At 68.0% G+C, this 21,391-nt stretch carries 18 protein-coding genes and 1 tRNA gene; 13 read left to right on the top strand and 6 right to left on the bottom strand.

The window, feature by feature from the left end; all coding sequences use genetic code 11:
* Positions 1-224: 224 nt before the first annotated feature.
* Complete coding sequence (locus ACZ5Z2_RS15525) at positions 225-3,335, top strand: efflux RND transporter permease subunit (RefSeq protein ID WP_464759460.1); 3,111 nt, start codon at positions 225-227, stop codon at positions 3,333-3,335.
* On the opposite strand, the gene dinG is transcribed toward ACZ5Z2_RS15525, so the two are convergent.
* Positions 3,313-5,409 carry an ATP-dependent DNA helicase DinG gene (dinG, locus tag ACZ5Z2_RS15520; protein WP_464759459.1) on the bottom strand — a complete coding sequence of 699 codons (2,097 nt, stop codon included), beginning with the start codon at positions 5,407-5,409 and terminating at the stop codon, positions 3,313-3,315. The genes ACZ5Z2_RS15525 and dinG overlap by 23 nt on opposite strands.
* Before the next feature lie 111 nt (positions 5,410-5,520).
* Between dinG and ACZ5Z2_RS15515 the strand changes: the two genes are divergently transcribed.
* Entirely contained in the window at positions 5,521-8,427 is a 2,907-nt protein-coding gene (locus ACZ5Z2_RS15515; protein WP_464759458.1) for a bifunctional diguanylate cyclase/phosphodiesterase, read from the top strand.
* A gap of 86 nt (positions 8,428-8,513) precedes the next feature.
* On the opposite strand, the gene crp is transcribed toward ACZ5Z2_RS15515, so the two are convergent.
* Entirely contained in the window at positions 8,514-9,209 is a 696-nt protein-coding gene (gene crp, locus ACZ5Z2_RS15510) for a cAMP-activated global transcriptional regulator CRP (protein WP_464759457.1), read from the bottom strand.
* Between the two features lie 249 nt (positions 9,210-9,458).
* Here crp and speD point away from each other — a divergent pair, with 249 nt between their 5' ends.
* The gene (gene speD, locus ACZ5Z2_RS15505) at positions 9,459-10,244 is read left to right on the top strand and encodes an adenosylmethionine decarboxylase (RefSeq protein WP_192162830.1); all 786 of its coding nucleotides are present in this window, start codon (positions 9,459-9,461) and stop codon (positions 10,242-10,244) included.
* A gap of 132 nt (positions 10,245-10,376) precedes the next feature.
* Here speD and coq7 read toward each other — a convergent pair whose 3' ends face one another.
* A complete protein-coding gene (coq7, locus tag ACZ5Z2_RS15500; RefSeq protein WP_464759456.1) occupies positions 10,377-11,018 on the bottom strand; it encodes a 2-polyprenyl-3-methyl-6-methoxy-1,4-benzoquinone monooxygenase in 642 nt (213 codons plus the stop codon).
* Positions 11,019-11,219: 201 nt separating this feature from the next.
* Between coq7 and rplM the strand changes: the two genes are divergently transcribed.
* The 4 genes from rplM (at position 11,220) to ACZ5Z2_RS15480 (ending at position 12,771) form a co-directional block, all read left to right on the top strand.
* On the top strand, positions 11,220-11,648 hold the full coding sequence (rplM, locus tag ACZ5Z2_RS15495; protein ID WP_192107329.1) for a 50S ribosomal protein L13: 429 nt from the start codon (positions 11,220-11,222) through the stop codon (positions 11,646-11,648).
* 67 nt (positions 11,649-11,715) lie between these two features.
* The gene (rpsI, locus tag ACZ5Z2_RS15490) at positions 11,716-12,108 is read left to right on the top strand and encodes a 30S ribosomal protein S9 (protein ID WP_077484758.1); all 393 of its coding nucleotides are present in this window, start codon (positions 11,716-11,718) and stop codon (positions 12,106-12,108) included.
* Positions 12,109-12,162: 54 nt separating this feature from the next.
* Positions 12,163-12,236 (top strand) — tRNA-Gln (locus tag ACZ5Z2_RS15485).
* 271 nt (positions 12,237-12,507) lie between these two features.
* Positions 12,508-12,771, top strand: a complete 264-nt coding sequence (locus tag ACZ5Z2_RS15480) for a hypothetical protein (protein WP_464759455.1) — start codon at positions 12,508-12,510, stop codon at positions 12,769-12,771.
* A 332-nt stretch (positions 12,772-13,103) separates the two neighbouring features.
* Here ACZ5Z2_RS15480 and ACZ5Z2_RS15475 read toward each other — a convergent pair whose 3' ends face one another.
* The 3 genes from ACZ5Z2_RS15475 to ACZ5Z2_RS15465 all read right to left on the bottom strand — a co-directional run bounded on the left by ACZ5Z2_RS15475 (position 13,104) and on the right by ACZ5Z2_RS15465 (position 15,172).
* Positions 13,104-13,508: a hypothetical protein gene (locus ACZ5Z2_RS15475; protein WP_464759454.1), complete on the bottom strand. Its 405-nt coding sequence runs from the start codon at positions 13,506-13,508 to the stop codon at positions 13,104-13,106.
* On the bottom strand, positions 13,505-13,996 hold the full coding sequence (locus ACZ5Z2_RS15470) for an Mpo1 family 2-hydroxy fatty acid dioxygenase (protein WP_464759453.1): 492 nt from the start codon (positions 13,994-13,996) through the stop codon (positions 13,505-13,507). The genes ACZ5Z2_RS15475 and ACZ5Z2_RS15470 overlap by 4 nt, the downstream gene beginning before the upstream one ends.
* 279 nt (positions 13,997-14,275) lie before the next feature.
* Positions 14,276-15,172 carry a phosphoribosylaminoimidazolesuccinocarboxamide synthase gene (locus tag ACZ5Z2_RS15465; RefSeq protein WP_464759452.1) on the bottom strand — a complete coding sequence of 299 codons (897 nt, stop codon included), beginning with the start codon at positions 15,170-15,172 and terminating at the stop codon, positions 14,276-14,278.
* Between the two features lie 116 nt (positions 15,173-15,288).
* On the opposite strand from ACZ5Z2_RS15465, the gene ACZ5Z2_RS15460 reads away from it, so the two are divergent.
* The 6 genes from ACZ5Z2_RS15460 (at position 15,289) to ACZ5Z2_RS15435 (ending at position 21,285) form a co-directional block, all read left to right on the top strand.
* On the top strand, positions 15,289-15,603 hold the full coding sequence (locus ACZ5Z2_RS15460) for a c-type cytochrome (RefSeq protein ID WP_464759451.1): 315 nt from the start codon (positions 15,289-15,291) through the stop codon (positions 15,601-15,603).
* Positions 15,600-16,409, top strand: coding sequence for a co-chaperone DjlA (djlA, locus tag ACZ5Z2_RS15455; RefSeq protein WP_464759450.1), 810 nt, complete (start codon positions 15,600-15,602; stop codon positions 16,407-16,409). The genes ACZ5Z2_RS15460 and djlA overlap by 4 nt, the downstream gene beginning before the upstream one ends.
* Before the next feature lie 15 nt (positions 16,410-16,424).
* Positions 16,425-17,093 carry a ribulose-phosphate 3-epimerase gene (gene rpe, locus ACZ5Z2_RS15450; RefSeq protein WP_464759449.1) on the top strand — a complete coding sequence of 223 codons (669 nt, stop codon included), beginning with the start codon at positions 16,425-16,427 and terminating at the stop codon, positions 17,091-17,093.
* Positions 17,094-18,002: 909 nt separating this feature from the next.
* The gene (pdsR, locus tag ACZ5Z2_RS15445) at positions 18,003-18,692 is read left to right on the top strand and encodes a proteobacterial dedicated sortase system response regulator (RefSeq protein WP_464759448.1); all 690 of its coding nucleotides are present in this window, start codon (positions 18,003-18,005) and stop codon (positions 18,690-18,692) included.
* Positions 18,689-19,261, top strand: a complete 573-nt coding sequence (locus ACZ5Z2_RS15440; protein ID WP_464759447.1) for a hypothetical protein — start codon at positions 18,689-18,691, stop codon at positions 19,259-19,261. The genes pdsR and ACZ5Z2_RS15440 overlap by 4 nt, the downstream gene beginning before the upstream one ends.
* Complete coding sequence (locus tag ACZ5Z2_RS15435) at positions 19,258-21,285, top strand: ATP-binding protein (protein ID WP_464759446.1); 2,028 nt, start codon at positions 19,258-19,260, stop codon at positions 21,283-21,285. Before ACZ5Z2_RS15440 ends, ACZ5Z2_RS15435 begins: the two co-directional genes overlap by 4 nt.
* Positions 21,286-21,391: the final 106 nt, after the last annotated feature.

Genomic DNA, 21,391 nt, shown 5'->3' with positions numbered 1-21,391 from the left:
GCGATGTTTCGCCGTAGGAGCGCACCCCGTGCGCGAATGTCCTTCGCTCGGCTGATCACGTGCAAGGCGTGCTCCAGTGGTGCTTCGGCGGGAGTCGCGGCGAGACTGGCCCCTCTCCTCAACCCTCTCCCCGGAGGGGAGAGGGGGCGAACGGGCCGTGCGGGTTCGCCTGTTTGGCGGCACGGTGACCTTGGAATGCGCTGCTCGCATGGAGGTTGTGCCCTTTGAACCTTCCCGCCCTGTGCATCCGCCGTCCGGTGATGACGGCGCTGCTGATGATCGCGCTGGTCGTGTTCGGCGTGGCGGCGTATCCGAAGCTGCCGGTGAACGAGCTGCCGAACGTGGACTTCCCCACCATCTCGGTGAGCGCGAGCCTGCCCGGCGCCTCGCCGGAGACGATGGCGACCGCGGTGGCCACGCCGCTGGAGAACCAGTTCTCCACCATCGCCGGCATCAGCCAGATGACCTCGACCAGCGCGCTGGGCTCGACCTCGATCACGCTGACCTTCGACCTCAGCCGCAACATCGACGGCGCCGCGCAGGACGTGCAGGCGGCGATCTCGGCGGCGCAGCGCCAGCTGCCCACCAACATGCCCACGCCGCCCACCTTCCGCAAGGTGAACCCGGCGGACAAGGCCATCCTCTACCTCGCGCTCAGTTCCGACACGCTGCCGCTGTCCACCGTGGATCAATACGGCGAGACGCAGCTGGCGCAGGAGCTGTCGATGATCGAGGGCGTGGCGCAGGTGAGCGTGTTCGGCTCGCAGAAGTACGCCGTGCGCATCAGCATCGACCCGGCGAAGCTCGCCGCCAACGGCATCGGCATCGACACGCTGCAGCAGGCCGTGGCGAACGCCAACGTCAACCTCGCCACCGGTTCGCTCAACGGTGCGCGCCAGCTGCTGCAGGTGAAGTCGAACGGGCAGTTGCAGCAGGCGGCGCCGTACAACGACATCGTGGTGGCGTGGCGCAACGGCGCGCCGGTGACGCTGTCGCAGCTCGGCAAGGCCGAGGACGGCGTGCAGAACGACCAGGTGGCGAGCTGGTTCAACGGCAAGCGCGCGGTGGTGCTGGCGATCGACCGCCAGCCCGGCTCCAACACCGTGGCCACCATCGACCGCATCCGCGCGGTGCTGCCGCAGTTCGAGGCCACGCTGCCGCCGTCGATCAAGCTGCAGACGCTGTACGACCGCTCCGATTCGATCCGCGCCTCGGTGGACGACGTGCAGTTCACCCTGCTGCTGGCCGGCGTGCTGGTGGTGCTGGTGATCTACCTGTTCCTCGGCAACGCCTCGGCCACGCTGATCCCCGCGCTGGCGCTGCCGGTGTCGGTGATCGGCACGTTCGGCGTGATGTACGCGCTGGGCTACAGCCTGGACAACCTCTCGCTGCTGGCGCTCACCCTGGTGGTGGGCTTCGTGGTGGACGACGCGATCGTGATGCTGGAGAACATCGTGCGTCACGTCGAGGCCGGCATGGATCCGTACGAGGCCTCGATCAAGGGATCCGGCGAGATCGGCTTCACCATCTTCTCGATGACGCTGTCGCTGGTGGCGGTGTTCCTGCCGGTGATGTTCATGGGCGGCATCGTGGGCCGGCTGTTCCACGAGTTCGCGGTGGTGATTTCCACCGCGATCCTGATCTCCGGCTTCGTCTCGATCACGCTCACGCCGATGCTGTGCAGCCGCTTCGTGAAGCATGCGGAGCACGAGCACAAGTCGCGCGTGGCGCTGGCCTTCGACCGCGGCTTCAACCACGTGCGCGATGGCTACAACCGTTCGCTGGCCTGGGCGGTGGCGCGCCCGCGCGTGGTGCTCGGAGTGTTCTTCGCCAGCCTGCTCGCCACCGTGGCGCTGTTCTACGTGGTGAACAAGGATTTCATCCCCGCCGGCGACACCGGCCAGCTGATCGTCAACACCGAAGGCCCGGACGACATCTCCATCGCCGGCATGAGCGCGCGCCAGCAGCAGCTGGCGGCCATTGTGGGCAAGGATCCGAACATCGCCTCCTACATGTCCTCGGTGGGTTCGGGCGGCTCGCGCACCACCACCAACAACGGCTCGATCTTCATGCGGCTGAAGCCGGCCGGCGAGCGCAAGCTGGATCCCGAGCAGATCATCCAGGAGCTGCGGCCGAAGTTCGCCAAGGTTCCGGGCATCCGCGCCTACATCCAGAACCCGCCGGCGATCCAGGTAGGCGGCCGCGCGTCGAAGGCGGAGTATCAGTACACGCTGCAATCGACCGACCTCGACGCGCTGTACGCCGAGTCGGGCAAGGTGCTCGACGCGTTTGCGAAATTGCCCGGCTTCCAGGACGTCACCAGCGACCTCGACCTCAACGGCCCGGCGATCGACGTGAAGGTGGATCGCGCCAAGCTGGCGCCGCTCGGCCTCACCATGTACCAGGTGCAGAACGCGCTGGGCACCGCGTTCGGCGAGGGCCAGGTCTCCACCATCTACGGCGCGGCCACGCAGTACTGGGTGATCCTGCAGGTGAAGTACGCGCTGCAGAACGATCCGGCGGTGCTGTCGCAGCTCTACGTGACGTCGAACACCGGCGCGCTGGTGCCGCTGAGCACGGTGGCCAGCTTCACGCGCACTTCGCAGCCGCTCACGGTGAACCACCAGGGCGAGCTGCCGGCGGTGACGATCTCGTTCAACCTCGCTCCCGGCGTCAGCCTCAGCCAGGCGGTGAACGAGATCGACGGCGCGATGCGCCAACTCGACCTGCCCGCCTCCATCACCGGCAGCGTGCAGGGCACCGCGCAGGCGTTCGAGCAGTCGATGCAGGGCATGGGCCTGTTGCTGGCGCTGGCGCTGTTCGTGATCTACCTGGTGCTGGGCATCCTGTACGAGAGCTTCATCCATCCGCTGACGATCCTCTCCGGCCTGCCCGCCGCGGGCGTGGGCGCGCTGCTCACGCTGATGATCTTCCGCGCGCCGCTGGATCTGTTCTCCTTCGTGGGCATCGTGATGCTGATCGGCATCGTGAAGAAGAACGCGATCATGCTGATCGACTTCGCGCTGGAGCGGCAGCGCGAGGAAGGCATGTCGCCGGCGGAGGCCATCGTGGAGGCCTGCCACGTGCGCTTCCGCCCGATCATGATGACCACCATGGCCGCGTTCGCCGGCACCCTGCCGATCGCGCTGGGCATCGGCGCGGGCGCCTCCTCGCGCCGCCCGCTGGGCCTGGCGGTGGTGGGCGGCCTGGTGGTGTCGCAGGTGCTCACCCTGTACCTGACGCCGGTGATCTACCTCTACATGGACAAGCTGCAGCAACGCTTCGGCGGCAAGCGCCGCCAGGACGCCGCGCCTAGCGCTCGATCACCCGCCTGAACGGCGGCAGCGCGCGCAGCATGCCGGCGCCGTAGCGTTTGGTGACCACGCGGCGATCCAGCAGCACGATGCGGCCGGTGTCGCTCTCGTTGCGGATAAGCCGGCCGCAGTACTGGGTGAGCAGGCGGGTGGCCTCGGGGATGCTCACCTCGATGAAGGGATTGCGGCCGCGCGATTCCAGCCACTCGGCATAGGTGGCGCCCACCGGGTCGGTGGGCACGGCGAACGGCAGTTGGGTGATGACCACCGTCTCGCACAGCTTGCCGGGCAGGTCGAGGCCTTCGCCGAAGCTGGCAAGGCCGAACAGCGTGCTGCCCTTGCCGGCCTCCACGTCGGCGACGTGCTCGGCGATCAGTTGCGTCTTGCCCAGCGAACCCTGCGCGCGCACCTTGCGCACCTTGTCGATCGGCAGGCGTTGCAGCACGCGGTCGAGCTTGGCGCGCGAGGTGAATAGCACCAGGTTGCCCGCGTTCCAGTCCAGATGCTCGGCCAGCCAGTCGCTGATCGCCTGCGCGTGTTCCTCGCGTGCGTCGGGCAGTGCGTCCATCGCCGGCACTTCGAGCTGGGCCTGCGCGGCGAGGTCGAAGGGCGAGGGCAGGCTCAGCGTCACCGCGTCGTCGGGCAGGCCCACCGCGTCGGCGTAGCCGCGGAAGTTGCCGCCCGCGCTCAAGGTGGCCGAGGTGAGCGCCACGCCACTGGCATTGCCCCATAGCACGCTGCGCAGCAGCCCGGCGGCGGACACCGCCGAGGCATGGCAGACCAGTTGCTGGTCGCCGGTGAGCGTGACCCAGCGCGCCAGCGGCGGCACCTTGTCGGGATCTTCGGTCGCCCATGCCTGCCAGCAGGAAGCCTGCTTGCCGATGCGTTCCAGCGCGATGCCCAGCTCGCGCGACAGCGCTTCCTGGGTGGGGCCGCCGTCGGTCATCTCCACCACGGCGCGGCGCACCGCGGCGAGCCAGCGCTGCACCTCGCCGGTCTGCAGGCTGAGCAGGCGCGCGTGTTCGACCCAGGCCTCGGGCAGGCGGCCCAGCGAGCCGCGGTACATCGGCTCGCTCTCGGCGGGATCGGGCAGCCAGCCGAGGCGGATCTCCTTCTCCAGCGCTTCGAGCGAATCGCTCAACTCCTGCAGCTTCGCGTCGCCGGCATCCAGCGTGAGCTTGCCGAGGTTTTCCTTGTCGGTGAGCGAGTAGGCCGCGTGCACCTGCCGCCCGAGCCGGCTCAGCTGGCGCACGGTGCTGGCCAGGTGCACGTCCGAAGCGCCGCGGTCGATGGCCTTGCCGGGGATATGGTGGGCCTCGTCGAACACGTACAGCGTCTCGTCCGGGCGCGGCAGGATCACGCCGCCCCAGTTGTCGTCCTCGCCCGGCATGGTGAGGTCGGCCAGCACCAGATCCTGGTTGGCCACGATGATGTCGGCGTCGTCCACCGCGCGGCGCGCCGCGAAGAACGGGCAGATCATGAAGTGGCCGCACTTGCGGTTGGTGCAGCCGCCGGCGCTGGTGGTGAGCATGGGGCGCAGCAGGTCGCCCACCGGCTCGGGCGCGGCATCCATGTCGCCGTTCCATTTGCCCTCGTCGAAGGCCTGCGCGAGCTTGGCCAGGGCCTGTTTGTCGCGCTCCGCGGGCGGCTTGCTCCACAGCGCCAGGTCGGCGTCGAAGCCGAAGCCCGCCTGCGTCGGGCCGGCGAGGCTGTTGTGCGCCATCGCCAGGTTGCGCGGGCATAGATAACGGCCGCGGCCCTTGGCCAACGCCACCTTGGCCGTGTGGCCGGAGAGCTGTAGGTAGAGCGGAATGTCGCGCTCCACCAGTTGTTCCTGCAGCGCCACGGTGGCGGTGGCGATCAGCAGCTTCTTCTTCTGCGCGCGCGCCACTTCGTGGCCGGCGATCAGGTAGGCCATGGACTTGCCGGTGCCGGTGGGCGCCTCGATCGCGGCGACGCCGCCCTCGCTGGCCAGCGCCTTGGCCACCTCGGCGATCATCTTTCCCTGCGAGGCGCGCGGGCGGAAGCCCGGCAGGCCGTCTTTCAGGCGCGCATAGGCGGCGCGGATGGCGTCCTTGGTGGTGTCGACGAGCATGCGGCAGTCCGGGGCGGGCCGGTCATTCTAGCGGGCGCGGCCTTCACGGGTTCATGCTGGGCGACGCCGTGGCGGCGCGCTACCATCGGCCGCAGGGGGAATCATCCGCGCATGAATCAACTCCACAGGCCGCATGTTGCGATTCCGGGCGAGGCCGACCAACTGGCTTGGCTGGGGCGGCTGATCGGCGCAACCACGCCACGGGCGGTGGCCGAGTTGACGGTGGATCTGGTGCGCATGTGTCCGGCCGGTGGCGACGCCCGCGTGGCATGGCTGGAGCGGGGCGAGTGTCGCGCCACCCGGGGCACGCCCGACGTGCGGATGGCGGCGTGGCTGCACGCGTCGGGCGACAACGACGAGGCCCCGGCTTCCGCGGACGGCGAGTTGGCGATACGGCTGGCGCCGGGCGTGCCTGCCGTGCTGACGCTGGCGCCGGCGGATGCGCAGGCCGGGCAGCAACTGCGCGAGGCGCTGGCGCCTTGCCTCGCGCTGGCCGGGCGGCAGCTGCAGCAACTGCTGGCGCTGGGCGAACTGCACGATTCGCACGACCAGCTGGAACGCTCGGAGAACCTGCAGCGCGCGTTGTTCGCCATCTCCGACCTGGCCGGCGCCGACCGCGACATGGACGAGTTGCTGCGCGGCATCCACGGCATCGTCGGCACGCTGATGTACGCGGAGAACTTCTACATCGTGCGGCACGACGCCGAGCGCGGCACCACGCGCTTCCTCTATTACGCCGACACGGTGGACGCCGAGGGGCCCGAAATCGTGCGCGAGGAGTCGCTGGACGCGATGCGCGGCTCGCTCACTTGGCATCTGCTCGTGCACGGCAAGCCGATGATGGGCAGCCCCGAGCAGCTGGCCGAGCAGACCAGCGGGCCGCTGGAGGTGATCGGCACGGACAGCGTGGACTGGCTGGGCGTGCCGATGCTGCGGGATGGCCGCGTGCATGGCGCGCTGGTGGTGCAGAGCTACCGGCCGGGCATCGGCTACACCAGCGAGGATCGCGCGGTGCTGGAGTTCGTCGCCCAGCACGTGCTCACCGCGCTGGAACGCAAGCAGAGCAAGGACGAGCTGGAGCGCAGGGTGCAGCAGCGCACCAGCGAGCTGGCTGCCGCCAACCGCGAGTTGCAGGAGGAAGTGCAGGAGCGCCAGCGTGCCGAGCGCCTGCAGTCGGTGCTGTTCCGGCTGGCCGAACTGGGCACGGCCGACATCGACGAAGGCGCGTTCTACCGGCACGTGCACGCCGAGGTGGGCAGCCTGCTCGATGCGTCGAACTTCTACATCGCCCTGCTCGACGAGCAGCGGCAATGGCTGGATTTCCCCTACTACGTGGATGCCGGCGTGCAGAGCGCGTTCGGCGTGCCGATGGAGCACGGCGTCACCGCCTACGTGCTGCGCACCGGCAGGCCGCTGCTGGCCAACCGGCACGAGCTCGACGCGCTGGCGGCGGCGGGCGAAGTGGTGCCCAGCATCATCGGCACGCCGTCGTCGTCCTGGCTGGGCGTGCCGCTGCGCGCGGGCGAAAAGGTGATCGGCGTGGTCACCGTGCAGAGCTACGGCGACGAAACCTATTTCGGCATCGCCGACCAGGAACTGCTCAGCTTCGCCGCGATGCAGATCGCCAACAGCATCCAGCGCCGGCGCGCCGCCACGGCGCTGCTGCAGGCCAACCTGCAGCTGGAGCACAGGGTGGAGGAGCGCACCCGCGAGCTGCGCGAGCAGATCGCCGAGCGCGAGCAGATCCAGCGGCAGTTGCGCCACGAGGTGATGCACGACCCGCTCACCGGCCTGCCGAACCGCGGCTTCCTGCGCGAACGGCTGGGCGAGCGGCTGGCGCGGCTGTCGACGGGAGCCCCCTGCGCGCTGCTGTACCTGGACGTGGATCGCTTCAAGGTGATCAACGACAGCCTGGGCCACCTGGCCGGCGACGCTTTCCTGCAGGCGGTGGCGAATCGCCTGCGCGCCTGCGTGGTCGCGCCGGACGTGGTGGCGCGGCTGGCCGGCGACGAGTTCGCGATACTGCTGGACGCCGTGGTCGAGCCGGTGGTGGCCGAGCGCATGGCGCAGGGCGTGCTGCAGGCGCTGCGGCAGCCGCTGTCCATCGGCGGCCGCGAGCTGGAGCCTTCGGCCAGCGTGGGCATCGCCATTGCCGGCCGCCACGAGCGCGCCGATGCCCTGCTGCGCGACGCCGACATCGCGCTGTACCGCGCCAAGCAGATGGGGCGAGGCCGCTACGCGCTGTTCGACGAGACGATGGCGCGCAACGCGGTGGACGAGCTGGCGCTGGAGGTCGAGCTGCGCCACGCCCTGCAGCACGGCGAGTTCACGCCGTATTACCAGCCCATCTTCCGGCTGGACACCGGCGAGGTGGTGGGGCACGAGGCACTGCTGCGCTGGAACCACCCGCGCCGCGGCCTGCTGCCGCCGGGCGACTTCGTGCGCGTGGCACACGACTGCGGCCAGCTCGAAGCCATCGACTGGCAGATGTACGGCATGGTCTGCGAGCGCATGGCCCGGCCGGATGCCGGCACCGGCTTCGTGACGATCAACGTCTCGCCGCTGCACCTGCGCCACGCGGATTTCGACCGCCGCCTGCTGCAGCTGGTGGCGCGCAGCGGGCTGCCGCCGGAGCGCCTGCTGATCGAGCTGACCGAGGGCGCGCTGCTCGACGATCCGGTGCTGGTGCGCGCCACGCTGGAGCGCCTGCGCGCGGCGGGGGTGCAGACGGCGCTGGACGATTTCGGCACCGGCTATTCCTCGTTGAGCTACCTGCACTCGCTGCCGTTGGGCAAGCTGAAGATCGACCAGGTGTTCGTGCGCGAACTGGATTCCGCCGCAGCCGCCGGCGCCAACAACGTGGTGCTGGCGATCCTCGCGCTGGCCCGTGCGCTGGGCATCGGCGTGATCGCCGAAGGCATCGAAACCGAAGCGCAGCGCGACGCGCTGCTGGCGATGGGTTGCGAATTCGGACAGGGCTTCCTGCAGGGGCACCCGGCGCCGGAACCTTGCGGCTGAGGCGGGTGCCCCGGCGCGTTGCCCCCGATCCGTGCCGCGCCATGCCCGCAGGATGAAGCGGGCAGGGTAGCGGAGCCGGACGGCCTTCAGCGCGTGCCGCGCACCACGATGGTCTTGCCCGAGACGTCGATCATGCCCTGTTCCTCCAGCTGCTTGAGCACGCGGCCGACCATCTCGCGCGAGCAGCCCACGATGCGGCTCACTTCCTGGCGCGAGATGCGGATCTGCGTGCCGTCCGGATGGCTCATCGCGTCCGGTTCCTCGCACAGGTCGAGCAGGGTGCGCGAGATGCGGCTGGTGACGTCCATGAAGGCCATGCGGCTCACCTGGCGCGAGGTGCGCAGCAGGCGGTTGGTGAGCTGGGAGCCGATGGCGAACAGGATCTTCGGGCATTCCTCGGCCAGCGGGCCCTTCATCAGGGTGAACAGGCGTTCGTAGCTGACTTCGGCCATTTCGCACACGCTGCGCGTGCGCACCACCGACTCGCGCTGCGCCTGCTCCACGAACAGGCCCATCTCGCCGATGAACTGGCCGCGGTTGATGTAGGCGAGGATCAGCTCGCGGCCCTGCTCGTCCTCGGTGCACACCGCCAGCGAGCCCTCGATCACGTAATACAACGTGTTGGCCGGGTCGCCGGGTCGGATGATCGCGGTCTTGCTCGGATAGCGGCGGCGGTGGCAGAGCGCGAGGAAGCGCTCCATCGAGGCCGGATCCGGGGCGAAGGCCAGCGGCGCCTGGGAGCGCTCGAAGGCCTGTTGCAGCTGGTATTTGAGTAGCGCCACTGTGCTGGGTTCCCCTCGGAAGATGGCTCGATCCCCGGATTCCGCATTATGGCAAACGCGGGCGGATTGACGGAGGTTCTGTTTTCGGCAATTTTGCCGCATACTTCGCAGTCTTTCGCTTGCGACCGGTGGTCGGGGCGTTCACCGGGTCATGGGAGACAAGGGTCCCCATGGCCCGAATTCCCGCGGGGACCCTTGCTGCTAACCCGCCTCGTCTGCTGACCGTCGATCCGGTCATGGAGAGTCGCCGTGGTCAAGCCGCTTCCCCGCCTGCGCCTGCAGGGCTTCAACAACCTCACCAAGGCGTTGAGCTTCAACATCTACGACATCTGTTACGCGGTGTCGGAAGAACAGCGCCAGCGCTACATCGAGTACATCGACGAGCAGTACGACGCCGACCGCCTCACCCAGATCCTCACCGACGTGGCCGAGATCATCGGCGCCAACATCCTCAACGTGGCCCGCCAGGACTACGACCCGCAGGGCGCCTCGGTGACCATCCTGATCTCCGAGGAGCCCATCGTCGAGAAGCTCGGCCGCGACTCGATCGCGGGCGCGGTGGTGGCGCACATGGACAAGAGCCACATCACCGTCCACACCTACCCCGAGACGCACCCGCACAACGGCATCGCCACCTTCCGCGCGGACATCGACGTGGCCACCTGCGGCGTGATCTCGCCGCTGAAGGCGCTGAACTACCTGATCGACAGCTTCGAGTCGGACATCGTGGTGTGCGACTACCGCGTGCGCGGCTTCACCCGCGACGTGAAGGGCAAGAAGCACTTCATCGACCACAAGATCAACTCGGTGCAGGACTACCTGGCGCGCCACATCCGCCAGAAGTACGAGATGTTCGACGTCAACGTGTACCAGGAAAACATGTTCCACACGAAGATGCACGTGAAGGACTTCGACCTCGACACCTACCTGTTCGACGCCCACGCCGACGACCTCTCGTTCAAGGAGCGCCAGCGCATCGAGTCGCTGCTGCGCCGGGAGATCGAGGAGCTGTTCCACGGCCGCAACCTGATGTGACGAAAAACCCGCCGAGAGGCGGGTTTTTCTTTGAACAGCGGCGCTCGCCAGGAGGCGGGGCTTTCGCCCTCTCCCCCTTGGGGAGAGGGCCGGGGTGAGGGGCGGGCGCTCGCGAAAGCCTTCCCCAAGCCGTCAAACCCGGTACGCCACCGCCTTCATCACCATCGAACTGGCCTGCATCAGCTGCGGGATCGGAAACGGCAGATCGATGCCGCCGCGTGCCCGAGCATCCTGCCCGTGGCGCACCTCGTCTTCCTGCATCTGCGCCAGCACGGCGCGCGAGCGTTCGTCCTGCGCGGGCAGCTTTTCCAGATGTTCAGCCAGGTGCGCCTCCACCTGACGCTCGGTTTCCACCACGAAGCCCAGGCTCACGGGGTCGCCGGCCAGCGCGGCCAGCGCGCCGATGGCGTAGCTGCCGGCGTACCACAGCGGGTTGAGCAGGCTGGGGCGGCTGTCCAGTTCCTTCAGGCGCTCGGCGCACCAGGCGAGATGGTCGGTTTCCTCGGCGGCGGCGTGCAGCAGGTGCTCGCGGTTCGCGTCGTTGCGGGCCAGCGCGGCCTGGCCGTCGTACAGCGCTTGCGCGCAGACCTCGCCGGTGTGGTTGATGCGCATCAGGCCGGCGGCGTGGCGGCGCTCGGCGTCGTCCAGCTCCGCGTCGGGCGTGCCGTGCGCGGGCGAGGCGCGATTCGCCTCCGGCGCGCCGGCCACAGTCTCCAGCGCGCGTTCGATGCCGGCCAGCAGGCGATCCAGCGGGCTCAGCGTACGTGCGTTCATGGGCGATCCTCCAGTGGTCGCGCCGGGCATTCCGGATAGGGGGCTATGCAAGCGGCGCACGGGACATGCTATCATTGCCAGCTCACAGCCCACCTGCTCGGTGGACTTGCGCCAACGATGACGGCTCCGCTATCATCTCGCGCCTTTGCTTCACCGATTATTGTGCAACCGCCCTCGTTGGCGGCATACGGGTATCTCGAAATGAAAACTTTCAGCGCCAAGGCAGAAAGCGTCAAGCGCGACTGGTTCGTGGTTGACGCCACCAACAAGACGCTCGGTCGCCTGTCGACCGAAATCGCGCGTCGCCTGCGCGGCAAGCACAAGCCTGAGTTCACCCCTCACGTGGACACCGGCGACTACATCGTCGTGGTCAACGCGCAGAAGGTGGCGGTCACCGGCGCCAAGCTGGACGACAAGATGTACCACCGCTTCACCGGCTACGTCGGCAACCTGAAGACCACCAGTCTGAAGGACATGCTGGCCACCCACCCGGAGCGCGTGATCGAGATCGCCGTCAAGGGCATGCTGCCGAAGAACGCACTGGGCCGCGAGATGTACCGCAAGCTCAAGGTGTACGGCGGCGCCGAGCACCCGCACACCGCGCAGCAGCCGCAGGCGCTGGAAGTTTAAGGCTTTATTGCGCAGTCCCTGCGCGTGAAAGCGGCCATCCATGGCCGCACTTTCTAAGAGTAAAACCATGGCGATTCAGCAGAATTACGGCACCGGCCGCCGCAAGACCTCCGCCGCCCGCGTGTTCCTGCGCAAGGGCACCGGCGCGATCGAAGTCAACGGCAAGACCCTCGACCAGTTCTTCGGTCGCGAGACCTCGCGCATGATCGTGCGCCAGCCGCTCGAACTGACCCAGAACACCGACAAGTTCGACATCAAGGTCACCGTCGAAGGCGGCGGCATCACCGGCCAGGCCGGCGCGATCCGTCTCGGCATCGCCCGCGCGCTGATCGAGTACGATGAAAGCCTGAAGTCGTCGCTGCGCAAGGCCGGCTTCGTGACCCGCGACGCCCGCGAGGTCGAGCGCAAGAAGGTCGGCCTCCACAAGGCCCGCCGCGCCACCCAGTTCTCGAAGCGCTAACCGCGCTTCGACGTGCGGCGCTCCAGGTCAGAGCGCGCCGCTACGCCAGGGTTTTGGGAGATCGTCTAATGGTAGGACTGCAGACTCTGACTCTGCCTATCTAGGTTCGAATCCTAGTCTCCCAGCCAACATCAAGGCTCCGCTTCGGCGGGGCCTTTTTGTTTCTGAAGCCGCCACAACGGCTTAGGGCACTTGAGCACGCCTCGTACCGGCAGGTAGCCGGCAGGAGGGCGCTCATGTCACCGCGCCTGTTTTCATCATGCTCCCGCCTCGCTTGTCGGGTATCTCTTGCACAATGCGACGGCCGTCACTGTTATGGTTTAATACCGTCGGCATCCAACAATGCCCATGTGCTGTCGGTACTGGCTAGACGATTCCCTGATCACCGGAGAGTGCTGCATGAGCATCGTCTTCAACATCATGGAAGACACCCGCGGCCTGTGGCGCGTCTGTCGCGAGGATGTGTCCGTCCTTGAAGATCTTTCCTTTGCATCGGCGATCAAGCATGCGCGCCAATTGGCTCGCGACATGCATGCCGCCACTCGGGTGACTACCAAGGTCGTCCTTTCGTCTCCCGAGTACGAAGTGATCCTGGTGCAACATGCGCGACTGGCCGATCCATCCGAGCCGTGGCAGCTGGATAAAGAGTCGGTGGCCGCCTGACGAACGGAGGCTCTCAGCGCATTGCGGCGAGCGTGTGTCAGTCGATGTCGTCGGGAACATCAGTTGAAGCAGTTGTTCCCGCCACGTCGCTGTCGTGTGCTGTGACGCCTGGATATTTGCCGCGCGGGCTCGGAATCGTTGAATCCCAGTCTCCCGGCCAAAAGCAAAAAGCCCTTGGTTTCCAGGGGCCTTTTTTTGCCCGAATGAAGCGTGCCTGGACACTTTATGCAAATGTCTCTTGGCTTCAGGATCGAACGAATCCGACTCCTCAAGCTTCTCGCATTTGCCAGCGTTCAAGCATGTCCAGTGCGCGACGGATCATGCATGTGATTTCAAACCAGACTGGTCGCCACCCCAAACCCCAGCGCCATCACCGCCGCCACTGCCAGGCACGCGCTTCCAGGCCTTACCCGATGCGCATCCACCCGCGGCGTCAACCGCCACAGCAGCAGCACCCCCGCCAACATGTCCACCACCAGCGCCCAGCGCAGCAGCCCGGAAGTGAGCAGTGCATGGAACGGCGGATGCAGGTGGCCTTCATATGAAGCCACGCCGACCACCAGCAGCAAGCCAAGCAGCGTCCATAGCAGGCAGGCAAGGTAGACCCGGTTGAATACCACGCTGCTGCGCTCGCTCCAGCGCAGCACCGACCAGGCGACCAGCGCGCAGAACAGCGCGCCGATGCTGCCGTAGAGCACCCACCACAGCAGGCTGCTGACGAAGGCGAGGAAATTCATACGACGTGCTTGAAGCCGAGCCGGCGCAGCAGCTTGGCCATCAGCCAGGCCGGACCGATCAGCAGGTAGGCGAGGTCGGTGAGGAAGCTGGGTTTGCGGCCCTCGAACTTGTGGCCGATGAACTGGCCGATCCATGCCACCACGAACACGCCGATGGCGAGCCAACGCAGGTTCGCCGCACCGAGCTGCACGTACAGGAAATTGGTGAGCAGGCCGAGGGCGGCGAACGCGATCAACAGCGCCAGCGCCAGCGTGCGCGAACGCTTCCAGTACCAGTAGAACGCCAGCACCATCACCGCCACCGCCCAGGCGCCGGGACGCAGCCACGCCTGCGGCACCGGGATCGTCCACAGCAGCGCGATCACCGTCCACACGATGGGCGGCACGCAGCACCAGTGAAAGACCTGGTTCACCGGATTGCGGTGGTCGTTGCTGTAGCTGTCCAGCCAGTCCTGCATGCTGCGCGGGTTTGCGGCTTGCGTAGTCATGGTGCGCTCCCCGTGTGGGTCAGGGGTGCAATAGCAACACGGTGATGGCAGGCATCGCAAGCGGGAGCGCGATGTTTTCAGGGGCGATCGGATTTTACTTGTCATCCCGGCGAAAGCCGGGATCCGGTGCCGTCACGTCATTGGGCGCGGCGGCGCTGGATGACTCGCTGCGCTCGCTCCTGCGGAGCCAGCCTGCGGCTGTTCAACGCGCGCTCCGTTCGCTTTTGTCCTGCTTGCGCAGGAATGACGGGTAGAAGGAGAGGGTATCCCCCTTGCCCTTCAGTCCAGCCGGATGCCCGCCAGCCGCTCCAGCGCCTCGGCGTACTTGGCGGCGGTGCGCGCAATTACCTCGTCGGGGATCACCGGGCCGGGCGCGGTCTTGTTCCACGGCTGGGTTTCCAGCCAGTCGCGCACGAACTGCTTGTCGTAGCTGGGCGGGCTGATGCCCACCTGGTAGCTGTCGGCGGGCCAGAAGCGCGAGGAGTCCGGCGTGAGCATCTCGTCCATCACGTAGAGCTTGCCGTCGGCATCGGTGCCGAACTCGAACTTGGTGTCGGCAATGATGATGCCGCGCTCGGCGGCATAGGTGGCGGCCCACTGGTAGATGGCCAGCGTGGCATCGCGCACCTGCCCGGCCAGCTCGCGGCCCACCGCGTTCACCACGGCATCGAAGCTCACGTTCTCGTCGTGGTCGCCCACGGCGGCCTTGGTCGAGGGAGTGAAGATCGGCGCGGGCAGCTGCTGCGCCTGCTTGAGGCCCGCGGGCAGCGCGATGCCGCACACCGTGCCGGTCTGCTGGTAGTCCTTCCAGCCGGAGCCGATGATGTAGCCGCGCGCGATGGCCTCCACCGGTACCGGCTTCAGGCGGCGGGTGACCACGGCGCGCTTCGCGTAGAGCGCGAGGTCGGTGCCGGGCGGCAGAACGTCGGCCAGTGGTACGTCGAGCAGGTGGTTGGGCATCAGGTGCGCGGTCTTGCCGAACCAGAAGTTGGAGATCTGCGTGAGCATCTCGCCCTTGCCGGGAATCGGGTTGGGCAGCACCACGTCGAACGCGGAGAGCCGGTCGGTGGCCACCATCAGCAGGCGTTGGTCGTCCAGCGCGTAGACGTCGCGCACCTTGCCGCGATGGATCAGTTCCAGGCCGGGCAGGTTCGATTGCGGCAGGGTGGTGGGCACGACAGCGGTTCCGTGGAGGCATGGGGAACGCGCATTGTACCGGTTGGCATCGGCGCCGCCGCAGTGAAAGATGAGCGGCGCTGCTAGAATTCGCGGCTTTGGCCCAGCTTCCGTCGATGCGCATCCTGTTGACCACGGCACTCTGCCTCGTCGTCGCCCTTCCGGGGTTGGCGCAAACGGCGCCGCCCAGGCCGTCGCGGCTGGGCCTGTGCGCGGCCTGCCACGGCGAAACCGGCACGGCCGTGATGCCCGGCGCGCCCAACCTGGCGGGCCAGCGGCTGGACTACCTGCGCGCGGCGCTGAAGCATTACCGCGACGGCAGCCGCGACGTGCCGGTGATGCGCGCCGCCATCGGCCCGCTCAGCGATGCCGAACTGGACGCGCTGGCACGCTGGTACAGCGCGCAAACTCCGGGGGTGGCCAAGCCATGAGCTTCGGCTACACGCTCTGGTTCGGCTTCTTCGGCCTGCTGATCGGCCATCTGCCCGGCGCGATCACCGGTGCGGTCATCGGTTTCGTGTTCGACAACCTGCGCCACAGCCAGCGCAAGCAGGCCACGCCGGAAGCGGGCGGTTTCGTCGGGCCGCTGTTCGCCCTGCTCGGCGCGGTGGCGAAATCCGACGGCCGCGTTTCCGAGGTGGAAATCGCCATCGCCGAACGCATGATGACGCGCATGGGGCTGGATGCCGCGCAGCGCCAGCAGGCCATCGCCAGCTTCAACGCGGGCAAGCAGCCCGAATTCGACGTGTCGCCCACCATCGACGACCTGCGCCGCTGGGCTGGCCTGCGGCGCGACCATGCGTTCCCGGTGCTGGACGTGGTGATCGACACCGTGATCGCGGAAGGCAATCCGCCGCCGGAGAAGATGGCGATACTGCGCCAGCTCGCCTTCGCGCTGCGCGTCAGCGACATGGAGCTGATGGCGCTGATGGCGATGAAGGGCTATGCGTGGAACGCGGGCGGCACGCATGGCCGCGGTGGTGGCCAGAACTACGGCGGTGGCGGCTACGTGCCGCCGCAGCGCAACACCCAGGGGCCCGATCCCTACGCCGTGCTCGGCATCGAGCGCAGCGTCGACGACCGCGCGGTGAAGCGCGCCTACCGCAAGCTGATTTCCGAACACCACCCCGACCGTCTCGGCGACCTGCCCGAGGCGATGCGCAAGCAGGCCGAGGCGCGCGCCAGCGAGATCAACGCGGCCTACGAGCGCATCAAGGCGGAACGCGGTTTCAAATAACCGGGAAGCACGAGCATGAGCAAGCAACCATCCATCATCGCCCCCTCCATCCTCGCCGCCGACTTCGCGCGGCTGGGCGAGGACACCGCCGCGGCGCTGGCCGCGGGCGCGGACTGGGTGCACTTCGACGTGATGGACAACCATTACGTGCCCAACCTCACCATCGGCCCGATGGTGCTGCAGTCGCTGCGCAAGTACGGCATCGCCGCGCCCATCGACGTGCACCTGATGGTGAAGCCGGTGGATCGCATCGTGCCCGACTTCGCCAAGGCCGGCGCCACGCTGATCAGCTTCCACCCCGAGGCCAGCGAGCACGTCGACCGCACCATCGGCCTGATCAGGGATTCCGGCTGCAAGGCCGGTTTGGTGTTCAACCCGGCCACCTCGCTGGACTGCCTGGACTACGTGCTGGACAAGCTCGACCTGGTGCTCATCATGTCGGTGAACCCCGGCTTCGGCGGGCAGAAGTTCATCCCGATGGCGCTGGAGAAGCTGCGCCGCGTGCGCCGGATGATCGACGAGTGCGGCCTGCCGGTGCGGCTGGAGGTGGACGGCGGCGTTACCGCGGAGAACATCGGCGCCATCGCCGCCGCGGGCGCGGACACCTTCGTCGCCGGCTCGGCGATCTTCCACGCGAAGGATTACCGCGCCGAGATCGCCGCGATGCGCGCGGCCATAGGCTGAGTTCACCGCAGGCAAAAAGCCCCGGCACAGGAGGGCTGCGCCGGGGCAAACGTCATTGCATGACGTGCGAGGAGACACCATTGACCGGCGCCTTGGCGCGGATGCGGCCACTGGGGAGGGGAAGCGCCGTATCCGCGCCATCCACGGCAATGGATGGGCGCCAGTCGGTAGATCAGACAGGCCTCCGCCGGAATGGTTCCCGGGGAAGTCGCATGGGGTGATGCTGGGTTCTTGTCGCCATCCTGGCGAAAGCGCGGGATCCAGCACCTATTGATCCGGCTCGCAAACACGATACATCCACCGTTCGTCCTGAGCGTAGCGAAGCGGAGTCGAAGGACATCGGCGGAAGCGATTTGCGGGCCGGATCAAGAAGGTCTCTTACTGGAGGATCTGCTTGGCCGTGGTGAGGTGCCGCCGGCTCCGTGCCGGAATCACGAAGCGGGAGGATCGCGCGCAAAAAAATCCCCTCGCGTGGAGGGGATCGAAGGAACCACCAGCATGAAGGAAAGGTGGGGGAACCGGCCGTCGCATGGGGCTTGCCTGCCCCGCGACCGGCGCGCCTCCCTGCGCACCGGCCGCACTCCGGCCTTCCACGGGATGGTGTCAGTGCAACCCCAGCAGCAGGCCGAGCAGCAGCGCCCCCAGCGCCAGCGTCACGCGCAGCGGCTCGAAGCCGCGCAGTTCGGCGTTGGGGTCGCGGTCGGCGGCATCGTTGCGGGTCATGGCGGCATTCCGGCGGGCGTTGGATGCATTCCACGCCCGGGCGCGGCCGTACGAGCGGCGGACTCGGGGCCGCTTGCCGCCCATTCGTGGCAAAACGCGGGCAGTGCAGGCATGCGGCTTGCGCCATCGGCGCGCACATAGCACGCTGCGCCCATCGCATCGCAACATCGAAACAGGGAGCCGCCCATGGGCCGCAGCATTGCCATCGTCGAGGACGAACCGCTGATCCGCGCCAACTACGTCGAGGCGCTCAACCGCTTCGGCTACGACACCCGCGGCTACGGCTCGCGGCAGGAGGCGTCGAACGCGTTCGCGATCAGGCTGCCCGAGCTGGTGATCATCGACATCGGCCTGGGCGACGAGCCGGAGGGCGGCTTCGACCTGTGCCGCGAGCTACGCGCGAAATCCGCCACGCTGCCGATCATCTTCCTCACCGCGCGCGATTCGGATTTCGACGTGATCTCCGGCCTGCGCCTCGGTGCCGACGACTACCTCAGCAAGGACACCAGCCTGCACCAGCTCGCCGCGCGCATCGCCGCGCTGTTCCGGCGTATCGAGTCGCTGAAGGCGCCGATGGCCAGCGAGACGGTGATCGAGCACGGCCCGCTGAAGATGGAATCCGAGCGCATGCGCATCACCTGGAACGGTGCGGAGGTGCCGCTCACCGTCACCGAGTTCTGGATGGTGCACACGCTGATCCGCTTCCCCGGCCACGTGAAGAACCGAGACCAGTTGATGCGCGAGGCCGAGCTGGTGGTGGACGACGCCACCATCACCTCGCACATCAAGCGCATCCGCAAGAAGTTCATCGCAGTGGCACCGGAGTTCGACGCCATCGAGACGGTGCATGGCGTGGGCTATCGGTGGAGGCCGTGAGCGCGCGCCGCTGGCTGGCGCTGGCCTTGTCCGTTTCCTGCGTATCCGCCGCGGCGGCGCAAGCCAGCGACGACGTGCTGGCCCGCGGCGTGCGCGACGGCGATGCGCCGGCATGGGCCGTCGCGGTGGCGAGTCCGCCGGGCTGGACACGCGATTGCTGCATGTACGCCAAGGCCATCGGCGTCGACGCTGTGCTCTACCAGGGCGAATGGACGGGCAAGCCCGAGCGCGTGATGGTGCTCAACACCTGGCCGCGCAAGCTGGCCACGCTGGCCGATGAAGTCGCCGCCGACCGCAAGCAGTACCTGCAACGCGACGCCGGCGGCAAGGCCACCGACCTGCGCATCGGCAATCCGCACATGGCCTGCGCGGGCGTGCTCTACCAGGGCAGCGACCGCATCGACGACGTGGTGGTGTTCTGCGACCCGGGCCGGGCCAGCGGCATCCGTCTGAGCTGGTCGATGAGCTTCGCCGACGGCGACGCCGCGCGGCGCCCGCTGCTCGACGCCTTCATGCAGGTGGCGACCGGTGCGCGCTACGAGCGTGACGTCGAACCGAACAAGCGATGAACCTTCGCCGCAAGCTGCTGCTCGTCGCGCTGTGCACGCTGGCGTTGCCGGTGGCCGGATGGCTGTACGTGCGGCAGATGGAGGCGCTGCTGCGCGAGGGGCAGGCGCAGGCGCTGGTCGCCTCGGCGCGCGCGGTGGCGCGCAGCCTGGTGGTGACGCACGCCCCGCTGCCGCAGGGCGATGCGGCGTGGTACGTGGAGCAGGCGGTCGATCCGATCACCGTGGACGGCTACGGCGACGACTGGGCGCCGCTGACGCCATGGAGCCAACCGTTCGGCATGCGCGGCAAGCTGTTGCTGGCCGAGGATGCGAACAACCTTTACCTCTATGCCGAGGTGCGCGACACCCGGCGCACCCGCGCCGACACGATGGATGGCGCGAATGCGCTGGCTGCCGACCACCTCAACCTGGCGCTCGGCAATGCGTCCGGCATGCAGCATTACCTGCTGGAAAGCGACGCGCCCGGTGCGATCGTGGCCAGGGCGATGGGCGCACCCGTAGCCGGCCTGCCCGCGGAATTCCCCGCGCAATGGCAAGAGGACGGCAGCGGCTTCCGCGTCGAGCTGCGCCTGCCGCGCAGCCTGCAATTGCAGGCGCTGGGCATCGGCGCCTACGTGGCGGCGGACGGCGGCGACAGCATGGCGGCGGAAACGCGGCCGCTGCTGGATTATTCGGCCGCGCTCTCCGGCGAACTCGCCAACCTCGCGCCGGATCGCACGCAGGCGCGCGTGCTGTCGCCGCAGGGCTGGCTGCTGGCGCGCAGCGGCAGGCTCTACACGGCGCCTGGCGCGCAGGGGCAGCCGGGCTGGTTCGCATCCCTGGTCTACCGCTCATTGCTGGCGACGCGACTGGAAGACGCCAACCTGTGGGCGCAGGACGTGCCGCGGCTGGATACGCCGGAAGTGCTGCACGCGCGCGCCGGCCAGCCGGTGAGCGTGTGGCGCAGCGGTGAGGAACGCGGCAGCGTGGTGCTCTCCGCTGCCGTGCCCATCGAGCAGGACGGCAAACCTGCCGGCGTGCTGCTGCTCGAGCAGGCCAGTCGCGCGGTGCCGCTGCTGGCCAACCGCGCGCTGTTCGGCCTGCTGCTCACCAGCTTCGGGGTGCTGCTGGTGGCAGGCGCGATCCTGCTGTTCTTCGCCACCCGCCTGAGCCTGCGGCTGGGCCGGCTGCGCAACGCGGCCGAGCGCGCGCAACTGTCGGATGGACGTCTGGACGGCCTGTTCGCGCGCGGTCGCTTCCCGATGAGCGACGCGCCGGACGAGATCGGCGACCTCGCGCGCAGCTTCGAGAAACTGTTCGAGGCGGTGGGCGGCTATACCGACTACCTGCGCACGCTGGCCTCCAAGCTTTCGCACGAATTGAATACGCCGCTGGCCATCGTGAAGTCTTCGCTGGACAACCTGGAACACATTCTGCTGGAGCAGGGCCACCTGCCGCCGGACGCCCAGCCTTACCTCGCGCGAGCGCGCGACGGCGTGGCGCGGCTGGGCGCGCTAGTGCGCGCGATGAGTGAAGCCAGCCGGATGGAGCGCGCGATCGCCGCCGCCGAGCCCGAAGACGTGGATCTGCGCGAAGTGGTGCGCGGTTGTGCCGAGGCTTACCGTCCGCTGGTGGGAGCGCGGCGACTGGACTGCGTGCTGCCCGATGCGCCGTTGCGCCTGCACTGCGCACCCGAGCCCATCGCGCAGGCGCTGGACAAGCTGTTCGACAATGCGCTCTCGTTCACCCCGCTCGACGGCTGGCTGCGACTGGGCCTGTACGCCGTCGATGGCGGCGCCGAGATCGAGCTGGCGAACCAAGGCCCGCCACTGCCCGCGGCCATGCAAGGGCGCCTGTTCGATTCGCTGGTCAGCTTGCGCGACAAGGCCACCCCGGGCGATGCCCCGCACCTGGGCCTGGGCCTGTACGTGGTGCGGCTGGTGGCCGAGCGCCACGGCGGCATCGCCAGCGCGCGCAACCTCGACGACGGCAGCGGCGTGGCTTTCAGCCTGCGCTTGCATGGGATGCCGCGGCAAAGGCTCTGATTCTTTGCTTTTCGACCGGTGACATGATCGTCGGGACGGGACGGGATGAGCCGCCGCCGATGAGGATTCATGAAAAAGGGGGCGACATCATGTCGCCCCCTTCGCT

The sequence above is a fragment of the Rhodanobacter sp. G1 genome, assembly GCF_055397855.1.
The sequence above is the reverse complement of the archived record's forward strand: the minus strand, read 5'-3'. Positions and strand labels throughout refer to the sequence as shown.